9 protein-coding genes and 1 pseudogene are annotated in these 11,849 nt (G+C 73.6%); 2 read left to right on the top strand and 8 right to left on the bottom strand.

Annotation, left to right across the window (positions count from 1 at the left end):
- Positions 1-103 precede the first annotated feature (103 nt).
- Genes ACFV9H_RS22270 through ACFV9H_RS22255 form a run of 4 tightly spaced genes read right to left on the bottom strand, consistent with a single transcriptional unit; the run spans position 104 to position 7,480 of the window.
- Positions 104-1,627, bottom strand: a complete 1,524-nt coding sequence (locus ACFV9H_RS22270) for an aldehyde dehydrogenase family protein (protein WP_385400865.1) — start codon at positions 1,625-1,627, stop codon at positions 104-106.
- A gap of 54 nt (positions 1,628-1,681) precedes the next feature.
- Positions 1,682-3,058: a GAF domain-containing protein gene (locus ACFV9H_RS22265; RefSeq protein WP_385400863.1), complete on the bottom strand. Its 1,377-nt coding sequence runs from the start codon at positions 3,056-3,058 to the stop codon at positions 1,682-1,684.
- A gap of 58 nt (positions 3,059-3,116) precedes the next feature.
- Entirely contained in the window at positions 3,117-4,493 is a 1,377-nt protein-coding gene (locus ACFV9H_RS22260) for an SWF or SNF family helicase (RefSeq protein WP_385400860.1), read from the bottom strand.
- Positions 4,490-7,480, bottom strand: coding sequence for a DEAD/DEAH box helicase (locus ACFV9H_RS22255; RefSeq protein ID WP_385400857.1), 2,991 nt, complete (start codon positions 7,478-7,480; stop codon positions 4,490-4,492). The genes ACFV9H_RS22260 and ACFV9H_RS22255 overlap by 4 nt, the downstream gene beginning before the upstream one ends.
- A 219-nt stretch (positions 7,481-7,699) precedes the next feature.
- On the opposite strand from ACFV9H_RS22255, the gene ACFV9H_RS22250 reads away from it, so the two are divergent.
- The gene (locus ACFV9H_RS22250) at positions 7,700-7,882 is read left to right on the top strand and encodes a hypothetical protein (protein WP_385400854.1); all 183 of its coding nucleotides are present in this window, start codon (positions 7,700-7,702) and stop codon (positions 7,880-7,882) included.
- A gap of 121 nt (positions 7,883-8,003) precedes the next feature.
- Here the strand turns inward: ACFV9H_RS22250 and ACFV9H_RS22245 are convergent, their stop codons facing one another.
- From ACFV9H_RS22245 to ACFV9H_RS22235, 3 genes are all read right to left on the bottom strand, one after another.
- Entirely contained in the window at positions 8,004-9,101 is a 1,098-nt protein-coding gene (locus tag ACFV9H_RS22245; protein WP_385400852.1) for a polyprenyl synthetase family protein, read from the bottom strand.
- A gap of 115 nt (positions 9,102-9,216) precedes the next feature.
- The gene (locus tag ACFV9H_RS22240) at positions 9,217-9,678 is read right to left on the bottom strand and encodes an SAM-dependent methyltransferase (RefSeq protein ID WP_385400867.1); all 462 of its coding nucleotides are present in this window, start codon (positions 9,676-9,678) and stop codon (positions 9,217-9,219) included.
- 59 nt (positions 9,679-9,737) lie between these two features.
- On the bottom strand, positions 9,738-10,532 hold the full coding sequence (locus ACFV9H_RS22235; RefSeq protein WP_385400849.1) for a hypothetical protein: 795 nt from the start codon (positions 10,530-10,532) through the stop codon (positions 9,738-9,740).
- A 136-nt stretch (positions 10,533-10,668) separates the two neighbouring features.
- On the opposite strand from ACFV9H_RS22235, the gene ACFV9H_RS22230 reads away from it, so the two are divergent.
- Complete coding sequence (locus ACFV9H_RS22230; protein ID WP_385400847.1) at positions 10,669-11,583, top strand: oxygenase MpaB family protein; 915 nt, start codon at positions 10,669-10,671, stop codon at positions 11,581-11,583.
- On the opposite strand, the pseudogene ACFV9H_RS22225 reads toward ACFV9H_RS22230, so the two are convergent.
- Positions 11,568-11,714, bottom strand: a pseudogene (locus tag ACFV9H_RS22225) (SAM-dependent methyltransferase); the annotation flags it as partial. The gene ACFV9H_RS22230 and the pseudogene ACFV9H_RS22225 overlap by 16 nt on opposite strands.
- Positions 11,715-11,849: the final 135 nt, after the last annotated feature.

The raw sequence follows: 11,849 nt of genomic DNA, 5'->3' as shown, positions 1-11,849 counted from the left end.
CGCATGCGCCGCCGCCTGCCGCCGCCGCGTAGCCGTTGCCCGCGTCGACAGCGACCAGATGGGGTACCACCGCGCCTCGCCCAAGGCGCCGCTTCTCGTGGGCCTAGAAGAACCCGAGCTTCTTCGGGGAGTAGCTGACCAAAAGGTTCTTCGTCTGCTGGTAGTGCTCCAGCATCATCTTGTGGGTCTCGCGCCCGATGCCCGACTGCTTGTACCCGCCGAACGCGGCGTGCGCCGGGTAGGCGTGGTAGCAGTTCGTCCAGACGCGGCCCGCCTGGATCGCCCGGCCCGCGCGGTAGGCCGTGTTGATGTCGCGGGTCCACACGCCCGCGCCCAGGCCGTACGACGTGTCGTTCGCGATCCGTACGGCGTCGTCGAAGTCCTGGAAGGAGGTCACGGACACCACCGGGCCGAAGATCTCCTCCTGGAAGATCCGCATGCGGTTGTCGCCCTCGAAGATGGTCGGCTGGACGTAGAAGCCGCCGGCCAGGTCACCGCCGTGGTCGATGCGCTCGCCGCCCGTGAGGATCTTCGCGCCCTCCCGTTGGCCGATCTCCACGTACGACAGGACCTTGCGCAGCTGCTCCTCGGAGGCCTGCGCGCCGATCATGGTGTCCGTGTCCAACGGGTGCCCCGGCACGATCAGTTCCGTACGGGCCACGGCCGCGTCGAGGAAGTCCCCGTACCGGCCCCGCTCGATGAGGGCACGCGACGGGCTCGTGCACACCTCGCCCTGGTTGAGGGCGAACATGGTGAAGCCCTCCAGCGCCTTGTCGCGCAGGTCGTCGTCGGTGCTCCAGAGGTCGTCGAAGAACAGGTTCGGGCTCTTGCCGCCCAGTTCGAGGGTCACCGGCTTCAGGTGCTCGGCCGCGTACTGCATGATCAGCCGCCCCGTCGAGGTCTCCCCGGTGAAGGCGATCTTCGCGACGCGCGGGCTGGAGGCGAGCGGCTTGCCCGCCTCCTCCCCGAAGCCGTTGACGATGTTCACCACGCCCGGCGGCAGCAGGTCCGCCACCAGGCTCAGCCAGTAGTGCACCGAGGCGGGGGTCTGCTCGGCCGGCTTCAGGACGACCGTGTTTCCCGCTGCGAGTGCCGGAGCCAGCTTCCAGACCGCCATCAGGATGGGGAAGTTCCACGGGATGATCTGCCCGACCACGCCCAGCGGTTCGTGGAAGTGGTAGGCCACCGTGTCCTCGTCGAGCTGGCTGAGGGCGCCCTCCTGCGCGCGCAGCGCTCCCGCGAAGTAGCGGAACTGGTCGATGGCCAGCGGCATGTCGGCGGCCAGGGTCTCGCGGATCGGCTTGCCGTTCTCCCAGGTCTCCGCGACCGCGAGGGCCTCCAGGTTCTGCTCCATCCGGTCCGCGATCCGCAGCAGGAGGGTCGACCGTTCGGCGACGGAGGTCCGGCCCCAGGCGGGAGCGGCCGCGTGCGCCGCGTCCAGGGCCCGCTCCACGTCCTCCGCGCTGCCGCGGGCGACCTCCGTGAAGGTCTGGCCGGTCACGGGGGAGGGGTTGGCGAAGTACCCGCCGGTCGCGGGCTCCACGTACTCCCCGCCGATGAAGTGGTCGTAGCGGGACGCGTACGACATGAGCGCCCCCTCGGTACCGGGCGCAGCGTAACGGGCCATGATGTCCTCCCCTTGCCGGGCGCCGGCCACCGTCGGACAGCGCTCGGGTGGAGGCTAGGAGCGGGCAGGTTGCGGATACGTTGCACGCCGTGGGGCGTGACGGTGCGCGCGTACGTGGTCCACGGGCGCGCCGAGTTCACGGTCCAGGGCGTGTACGCGGGCCAGCGCGGCGGACCGGCCCTCGGGCGGCAGCGCCGCGGCGAGGGCCCGCCACGCCTCGCGGTCGTCCGCGCCCCACGCGCTGCACACCCAGTCGGTCAGCAGCCCCGGGTCCGCCCGAGCGATCACGGCCGCCCGTGCCTGGTCTTCGATCCTGCGGCGCAGCCGGACGATGCCGGGCGCCGTGGAAGCGGGCAGCAGCGGGCCGGCGTAGTGGTGGAGGGCCGCGGAGACCGCGCCGGCGGCGAGGTGCCGGGTCAGCACGGTGAAGTCCGCGTCGAGTGGACCGGCCGTGCGGTACGGGCGGGAGAGCGGAGCCGCGGGGCCCAGCAGGGCACGAAGGCGGGACATCTCGGCGCGCAGCGTGACGGGTGACACGGACTCGTCCTCGTACAGGGCGATCGCCAACTCCTCGCCGGACAAGCCCTCGGGATGGTGCGCCAGCAGCGCCATGATCTCGCTGTGCCGCCGGCCGAGCCGCACCCGGCGCCCGCCCGTGACCAGCAGCGCCTCGTCCTGGCCGAGGGCGCTCAGGGTGTTCCCGGCGGCCGGCGGCCCCGGTTCGAGCAGGGTCAGCTGCCCTTCCGCCGCACGCGCCACCGCCCGAACGAACGCCAGGGAATGGGGGTGGGCCAGCCCGTCGCCGCCGGTGATGTCCACCGCGCCCAGCAGTCCTCCCGTCCGGGGGTCCCGCACCGGGGCCGCCGCACACGTCCACGGGTGGACCCGGCGGCTGAAGTGCTCGGCCCCGAAGACCTGCACCGGCTCCCCGACCGCGACCGCCGTACCGGGGGCGTTGGTCCCCATGGCACTCTCCGCCCAGCGCGCCCCCGGGACGAAGCCGAGCCGTTCCGCCCGCCGCAGGGTGGCCGGCTCGCCCTCCACCCACAGCAGGCTGCCCCGCGCGTCGCACACGGCGAGCAGATGCGCCCCGTGCGCCGCGAACTCCCCGACGAGCTCCCGGAACAGGGGCATCACCCGTGCGAGGGGATGCGCCGCGCGGTACGAGCGCAGCTCCGGCTCCGCCAGCTCCACCCGGGGCGCGCACTCCGGGCTGACCCGGGCCCGCGCGCACCGCCGCCAGGACCTCGCGATGACGGCCCGCACCGGCGCCTCGACCCGGCCGTCCCGGGTGAACACGGCATGCGCCCGCCGCAGTTCGCGCGTCCGCTCGGCGGGATCGGCCCCGCCCGGCAGCGCCACCGACGGATCGTCCACGTCACCCTCCCGTGCTGCCGCGGTACCCGGAGCGCCCCATCGTCGTCCCGCCATCCGGGCCCGGCAAGCGGTACGTCGGCCACTACGCCGACCGGGCCGGGCCGAAACCCGGCTACGGGGCGTCCGTCGGGGTGTCCACGGCCGCCCACGCCGAGGCCGGGTCCGGGGCCGACGGGCCCGCCGGGATCCAGCGGCCCGCCTCGCGGCGGTACGGCCACCAGCGGCCCTCGCGGCCCAGCCGCAGCTGGCGGTCGGTGCCGGACGCGGACGGCTCGGGCGGTGCGGGGGCCTCGGACGCCTCGGGTGCCTCGGCTACTTCGGGTGCCTCGGGTGCCTCGGGTGCCTCGGACCAGCGGGCGCGGAGCCGGCGCAGTACCGGAGCCCGCTCGTCCGCCCACGCCGTCGCGAGCGCGGCACGCGCCCGGGCCAGCGTCGCCCGGTCGGGCGCCCAGTCGTCCTCCAACGCCGCGAGCGCGGCCGGCCCGCCGAAGCCCCAGGCCCGGACGGCCAGGTCCATGGCGGCCCGGTCCCGTCCGATAGCCACCGCCAAGCGGGAGCGGACCCGGAAATCGGATGCCTCGGCGGTGAGTCGTACGGCGTCTTCGGTCGTGGTCAACGGGGCCGTCGGGGCGCGATCGGCGTGGCCCGGAGCCAGCGCCAGGGCGAGCAGCCGGTGCGCCTCGTTCGCGGCCGCCTGCGCGAGGAACTCCACTGCGTCCACGTCGAGTTCCGGCTCGGTCTCGGTGTCCAGCGTCGGCGGCTGGCCCGGCGCCTCGGGCAGGCTCGGCGGCGGGGGCAGCGCCGGCAGGGTGCCCGCCTCCGCCGCCGCGTACGCGTCCGCCGCCGGGATCCCCGCGTCGGCGGGCGGCGCCTCGGCGGGCGCCTCGTCCGCCTCCTGGGCCCCCGCCGCGCTGCGGGCCTCCAGCTCCGCCACCAGCTCCCGTTCGCCGCGACCGCGCAGGAGCAGCAGCACGAAGGGGTCCTGGTCCAGAAGCCGGGCCACCTGGTAGCAGAGGGCAGCCGTGTGCGGGCAGTGATCCCACCCGTCGCAGTCGCAGCGCGGGTCGAGGTCCCCTATCCCGGGCAGCAGCTCCACCCCGGCCGCCGCCGCGTCCTCGACCAGCTCCGGCGGCACCTCCCGGTCCAGCAGCGCCGCGATGTACCCCGCCTCCGCGGCCGCCAGCCCCAACAGCCGGTCCCATTCCGCTTCCGTGAACTCCTGCACCAGCACGTCCGTCCGGTGCGCCGTGCCGTCCCCGTCGCGCACCACCGCCGTGAGCCCGCCCGGACGCACCGATACGGCGCCCACCGCGCCCGAACGCGCGTACCGACGCCCCGTCTTGACCTGCCCCCGGTCGAGGGCGCTGTCCTCCAGGGAGCGGAGCCAGGCGTGGCCCCACCACGTATGGGCGAAACCCCGGCCGGGGGCGGGCGGCAGGGCCGGGAAGGTCATCTCGTTGCTCCCGCCGGTCTCGCGGTACCCGCTCATCGTTCGCTCCCCGAGGCCGGGCGCAACGCCACGAGTTCGGCCAGTTCGGCGTCGGTCAGTTCGGTCAGCGCGGCCTCGCCGCCCCCCAGGACCGCATCGGCGAGCTCCCGCTTGCGCTCCAGGAGTCGCGCGATCCGGTCCTCGACGGTGCCCTCGGCGATGATCCGGTGGACCTGCACGGGCTGGGTCTGCCCGATCCGGTAGGCGCGGTCGGTGGCCTGCTCCTCGACGGCCGGGTTCCACCAGCGGTCGAAGTGGATGACGTGCCCGGCCCGGGTGAGGTTCAGGCCGGTGCCCGCCGCCTTGAGGGAGAGCAGGAAGACCGGGACCTCGCCCGCCTGGAACCGGTCCACGAGCTCCTCGCGGCGCGGCACGGGCGTGCCGCCGTGCAGGAGTTGCGAGGTGATCCCGCGGCCGGACAGGTGTTTCTCCAGGATCCTGGCCATCGCCACGTACTGGGTGAAGACGAGGACCGAACCGCCCTCGGCGAGGATCGTGTCGAGGAGTTCGTCGAGAAGCTCCAGCTTCCCGGAGCGCGCGGCGGTGCCCGCGGCCCCGAGTTCCCCCGCGGCGCCGCGCTCCTTCACGCCGTGCTCCCGCAAGAACTGGGCCGGGTGGTTGCAGATCTGCTTGAGGGAGGTCAGGAGCTTGACCACCAGGCCGCGCCGTTCCATCCCGTCCGCCTCGGAGATCGCGGCGAGGGTCTCGCGTACGACGGCCTCGTAGAGCGCGGCCTGCTCCCGGCTCAGCGTGACGGTGTGGTCGGTCTCGGTCTTGGGCGGCAGCTCGGGCGCGATACCCGGGTCGGACTTCTTCCGGCGCAACAGGAACGGCCGTACGAGCGCCCCCAGTCGGGCCGCCGCCCGCGGGTCGCGACCGCTCTCGACGGGCTCCGCGTAGCGGGTGCGGAAGGTGCCGAGGCGGCCGAGGAGCCCGGGGGTGGTCCAGTCGAGGACGGCCCACAGCTCGGAGAGGTTGTTCTCGACCGGGGTGCCGGTGAGGGCCACCCGGGCCGGGGCCGGGATGGTGCGCAGGGCCTTGGCGGTCGAGGAGTGCGGGTTCTTGACGTGCTGGGCCTCGTCGGCGACGACCATCCCCCAGCGGACGGCGGCGAGTTCGGGGGCGTCCACGCGCATCGTGCCGTACGTGGTGAGCACGAAGCCGCCGGTCAGGCCCGAGAGGTCGCGACCCGGGCCGTGGAAGCGGCGCACGGGTGTGCCGGGGGCGAACTTGTCGATCTCCCGCTGCCAGTTGCCCAGGAGCGAGGCCGGGCAGACCACGAGCGTCGGCCCGGTGGTGGCGGCGTGCTGCCGGTTGCGGTGCAGGTGGAGCGCGATGAGGGTGACGGTCTTGCCGAGGCCCATGTCGTCGGCGAGGCAGGCGCCGATGCCGAGCGAGGTCATCCGGGCCAGCCAGCGCAGCCCGCGCAGCTGGTAGTCGCGCAGGGTGGCCCGCAACTCGGGGGGCGCCTCGGGGCCCTCGGGTGCCCGGTGCTCGGGATCTTGGCCCCCGGGCCCGTCATCGCCGCCCGGCTCATCGCCGCCGGGCCCATGGCTCCTGGGCTCCCGTGGTTCGGCGGCGAGCTGTGCGCGCAGCCGCTCCAGGGGCCCGGTGGTCTCCACGTCGACCCGCTCGCCGTTGATCTCCGTCGACCCGGTGAGTACGGCGGCCAGCGCGTCCGGGCCCGAGAGCTCGCGGCCCTGCCGGGCCCGGGCCCGGCGGGCTTCGGCCGGGTCGATCAGGACCCACTGGTCGCGGAGCCGGACCAGGGGGCGCTTCGACTCGGCGAGCCGGTCGAGTTCGGCGGGCGTGAGGTCGCCGTGGCCGCCGAGGGTGTGGCGCCAGGTGAAGGAGAGCAGCGCGCCGGGGGCGAGCAGGCCGGAGGGGAGGTCGGACCCGGCGCCCTCGGGCGAGGTGACGACGGCGCGGGCGCCGAGTTCGCGGGCGAGCTCACGCGGCCAGTGCACCTGGAGGCCGTCCGCGGCGAGCGCTTCGGCGGCTTCGCCGAGCAACTCCGTGACCTCCTCGTCGGCGAGCTCCACGGCATCGGGTACGGCGGCGCTCAGCAGCGGGGCCAGCGGTGACCACAGCCGGGCGGCGCGGCGCAGGGCCCGCAGGGCGTCCATGCGGGCACCGGGCGGGAAGGCGGCCGCGGCGGCCCCCGATCCGGCCCAGACGTCGACGGCGTCGGCGACCAGCGCGGAGTCGGCCACGCCGTGCATCTGGAGGACCGCCCGGAAGGCGGGGGCCTGCTCCAGGGGCCCGTCGAGCTCGATCCGCAGCGAGATGCGTACCCCCGCGTCGTGGCCCGCGGCCACCTCGGCGGCCCAGCCGCGCAGCCCGGGGTGGAGCATCGGCGGGCGGGCGGCGTAGGCGGGCCCGCCGGCGGCCGTGGGCGCGGCGGGGGAGCGCGGGAGGGTGTCGGCGACGGCGTCGAGGAACGCGCGCAGCAGCGGTTCCGGGGTGGGAAGCCGGGGCGGTCCCTCCGCGTCGAGGGGTACGCAGTGCGCGGTGGGCGGCATGGCGGCGGCCAGCTCCCGCACGGCGTCGAGGTCGGCGGCGTCCAGCGGCCCCATCCGCCAGGCGTCGTGGCCGGCGGGGCTCAGGCCGGGCAGCAGTTGGCCGCGGGCCGTGAAGCTCAGGGCCAGCAGCGCGGCGGCGCCCCAGAACGCGGCGGCCGGGTCGGCGCCGGAGCCGGAACCGGCGGCGCGGGCGCGGGTGAGCAGGGGCAGGGCTTCGTCGACCGGCAGCACGAGGGCGGTCACGGTGGCGCGGCGCAGCCGGCGGGTGACGACGGTGAGCTCTTCGAAACAGCCCGTTCCGGAGCCGCCGGCTCCGCCGCCGCCGCCGATGCCGACGCCGTACCCGGGCGGCGCCTGCCCGTCGGGTCGCCAGAGGCCCATCCGGCCGCTGCGGGCGGGGTCGCCGGGGGCGGCGGGAAGGAAGACGGCGGAGCAGTGGATGAGGTCGGAGATCTTGGGCAGCACGCATCCTCAAACTTGACTACCGGGGCACGGGGCCGCCGAGAGTACCCGACCGAAGGCCGTCCGGGATCGGCCGCCGGGCCGGCCGGGCCCGTTTCCTGGATCGGGGAACCCTGGATCGGGGAGCCTTGCTGCGCGGACCGCTCGGACATCCGGGAACGCCCGGTCGACTCCGCACGTTGTGTGGGGTAGTGGTCGACGACAAGGAGGAGGTGTCCGCAGATGTCCAATCGCGGAAAGGTCGCGGTTGCCGGAGTCGTGGCAGCCATCGTGTTGTTCTGGAGTGTCGGATTCTGGGCGGGGCTGTTGGTCCTGATCGGTGTGCCCGCCGCCGCGTACCTCCTGCTGGACTCCTCCCAGCGGCGTCGCGTACGAGGTATATCCCGCAAGCAGCTCGGCCGCTGACCCCGACGGGGGCGGCCCCCGTGGCCCGCGGCGCCCTCGCGGCCCCCGTCGCCCTTGCCGCGCTCGCCCGTCGGGCGGGCCGGACTCCCGGTCGAGTGCCGAGTCCGGCCCGCCCCCGGGATCAGGCCGCGCTGCTCGCGCCGACCTCGGCAAGGTCGGCTTCGAGGAGCATCTGGGACGCGTGGTCCACGAGGTGACGCAGCACCGGCAAATAGGTTTCGTCGCCTCCCAGTTCGTCCAGGATGCGATACGCCTCGGCACGGAATCCGTCGATCTCCGCCCGGTACCGGTCGAGGGCGACGGGGGTCCGCAGGAGGCCCGCGAGTTCCGCCCTGGCGTCGACCGAGCGACCCGCGGTGGCGCACAGGCCCAGGATGTGGTCCCTGGAATCGGCGGGAGAGTCCTCGATGACGGAGGCGAGGAGGTAGGTCACGGTGCCGTTGAGCAGGTCCTCGTCACGGCCGGACAGGATGTCTTCCTGGTCATTGAATATCTGCCACAGGATGCCGAACACGTACCCGAACTCACGCCAGAGCTCCACCTTCTCGGCGGAGGCCCCCGAGAATATCGCGGCCATCGCCGTAATCATTCCGAAGGGTGCCCCGGACTTGCCGCGATACGTTTCGATGACCGATTTGCGGGTGGCCCGGCAGATGTCTCCGCGCATGTCGTCTATCTGGCCGTCGACGCCGATGATCCAGCCGTTCAGGATCTCGGTCACCAGTGCGTTGCGTACCGATTCCGGGAGCTTCTGGTCCAAAACGATCTGAATGGGGAGCGCGTTTCCGGTGATGACGGAAGCGAGCAGCGCCTCGTTCTCGGTGAGCTCGCCGGATATCCGCGCGCCGTTCGCGTCGGCGAGATCGTCGAGGTAGCAGGCCGAAGTCCACCACAGCAGGTGCACTGCGGACAGCGGAATGGCCGGTCGGGGATTACCCGTCTCTATGGCGTGCGTGAGGAGGGGCAGAACCGAGAGGGGATGTCTGAGTTTGCGGTGCTCCAGAAGCTTGGCCACTGAGGTCCGGGTGATCATCGCGAACGGTCCGAGTCGCTCCAGGGCGGATTCGATCTCCGTGTCGATGTCCTGCGCGACTTGCTGGTGCAGGTCCAGGTACGACGTACAAATCAAGAGAGCAGCCTCCGTCGAAGGAATGACCCGGTGGGCGGTGGTGTGCGCCCTTTGAGTCAGTTGAGTCAGTGACGTGGCTGATTCGATCATTCCGGAGGAGGGCGATCCAGAGCGATTTTCAGTCACCCTGTCCGGATCTCGCCCCCAGGGGTGGTCGCTTCCGGTGGCGGCTGCGCCGGCGCCCGGAGCCCGGGCGCCGGCGGGGTTACTGGTAGTAGTCGCGCATCAGGGCGGTCGCCCACTCGGGCTGCCGCAGCTCGCCACGCGGTCCGAACTCGGCCATGTACGGCTTGAGATCGAGCACGGGCGTGCCGTCCACGGCGTCGAGGCCCTCCACGTGCACGTCCAGGCCGTCCACCTTCACCACCCGGCACCGCGAGAGGCCCAGCCGGTTCGGCCGGTTCTTGCCGCGCTGCGCGAAGATGCCGACCAGCGGCCAGTCCGTGTTGCCGCGCGGGTGCCGCGCGCCCGTCTCGACCTTCTCCACGGGCACCCGGTCGAAGTGGTAGACGACCTCGACGTGCGAGAAGTCCTCCAGCCCGTACAGCGCCTCCGGGCCGAACCGGAGGCCGTCCAGGCGGATCACCGCGGTCTCGCGTCCCCAGTCGTCATCGAGCACCTCCACGCGACCGCCCACGACCACGCCCACCGGCTCGGACTCCACCATCATCGCTCCCCTCGTGTCACCGCTCGTACTCACGCCCGGTACCCGCCCCGGGTCGGGGCTCAGGTCGGACGCACCGCGACGCGATCCAGCGCCGCCAGCAACCGCGGTAGATCATGATCCCCTTCGTGGGGGACCGCGAGCACCTCGCTCGGCTCCTCGTCGAGCAGCACGAAAGCCGTGTCGGGGCCGCCGGTTTCGCCCGTGCGGGCCACCAGCGACCAGCCGGGCCCGTCCACGCGCAGCGTCCGGGCGCCCTCGCCGGCGAAGGAGGACCGCACCCGACCGGGCGGGGGCGGGGTCCGCGTGTACCCCAGAGCCTCGTCCAGTGCCCGTGCGAGCCCCGGGTGCGCGGCCGCCGCCGCCCCGCCGTCCGTCGCGACCCGCTCGCGCCAGTCGGCCCACTCCCGGGCGATCTGGTCGGCCCCCATCCGCCGCTGGACCGGACCCCACGCGTCGGCGGAGGGCGGCGCCAGCGGCACCCGCCCCGTGCCGTCCGCGCCCTGCTCGGGATCGTGCGGCTCCGGTATGCCCGCCGCGGCCACCGACAGCTCCAGCGGCCAGCCCGCCAGCGAGATGACGATGCTCCGCTCGTCGGGCGACAGGTCGTAGTCCATGCCGCAGTCCCAGGAGGCGATGGCCGTGGCCACGAGCGAGACGTCGTCCACGACGACCGTCCAGCGCGCACCCTCCTCGTCCTGGCCCAGCACCAGTCCGTAACCCTCCCGGGTCGGCGCGACGCCCAGCAGGGAGCAGGCCTCGGCGAAGTCGTCGCCCAGGATGCTCGGGAACTGCGCTGGGGTCACCAGCACGGCGGTCAGCACGTAAAGCGAGCCGCCACCCTCGTCGTCGGACACCTGGCCTCCTGGTAGCTCTCTCGTCGGGCGCACCTTAACCAGCGGGTAACCCGCCCGTCGAGAGCCTGCGGTCGATGATTTCCAAGCCCGCTACCTGCACGTAGAGTTGGGAACCCGCCACAGAAAGGGACACCCGGTGCAGCGTTACGACCGGCTGAGGGAGATCCTCCGGCTCGATCCCGACACGGACTTCCTCACCATCTACCGGCTCACCGCCACCTACGAGTTCCCCTGGGACTTCGCCCGCGCCCTGGAGCTCGCCCTGTTCCGGACGTACGCCGTCCCGAGCATCGGCGGCCTGCTGGCCGAGACGGCCGAGTTCACCGACCGGACCCAGAAGCGCTACGACGACACCGCGCTGCTCCTCGACGCGATCCTCGAGCACGGCTTCGGGAGCGACACCGCGCGCACCGCGATCCGCCGCGTCAACCAGATGCACCGCAGCTACGACATCTCCAACGAGGACATGCGCTACGTGCTGTGCACCTTCGTGGTGATTCCCGCCCGCTGGCTTGACGCGTACGGCTGGCGCCCGCTGACCCACCATGAACGGCGCGCGTCCGCGAACTACTACGCCACCCTCGGCCGCCACATGGGCATCGCGGACATTCCGGGCTCCTTCGAGGAGTTCGAGGCCACGTTGAACGCCTACGAGGAGGCCCACTTCGGTTGGGACGAGGGCGCCCGCAAGGTCGCCGACTCCACCCTCGACCTGATGGCCTCCTGGTATCCGGCCCCGCTCGCCCCCGCCGTGCGCGGCGCGAGCCTCGCCCTGCTCGACGAGTCGCTGCTGACCGCGTTCCGCTACGCGCGCCCGCGCCCCCGGGTCGGGAAGCTGGTCCACGGAGCCCTGTGGCTGCGCGGGCGCGCGGTACGGCTGCTGCCCCCGCGCAAGGCCCCGCACTACGCCCGCCAGAACCCGGAGATCAAGGGTTACCCCGACGGCTATGACGTCGGCGAGCTCGGCACCTTCCCGGTGCCCGGCACGAGCGGCTGCCCCGTGCCGCACCCGCGCCGGCCGGCGGGAGCCGAGGCTCAGCCTCCTGCGTGACGGCGTACGGCCACCGCCAGGAAGCGCGCGTCCTCGTCGGAGTACGAGATCATGTCCCAGCCCGAACGGGCCAACAGCGGGCGCAGGTTCGGCTCCGCCCGCATGTCGTTCGGGGTGAGCTCACGGCCGTGGGGGGGGGGGGGGGGGGCCCCCCCCCGCGGGGGGGGGGGGGGGGGGCGGGGCGGGGGGGGGGGGGCCCCCCCCCCCCCCGCGGGGGGGGCGCTCCCGGGGGGGGCGGTGGGGGAGAATTCGGGGGGCGGCAACGC

This window comes from Streptomyces sp. NPDC059874, assembly GCF_042731135.1.
Taxonomy (GTDB): Bacteria; Actinomycetota; Actinomycetes; order Streptomycetales; family Streptomycetaceae; genus Streptomyces.
The sequence above is the reverse complement of the archived record's forward strand: the minus strand, read 5'-3'. Positions and strand labels throughout refer to the sequence as shown.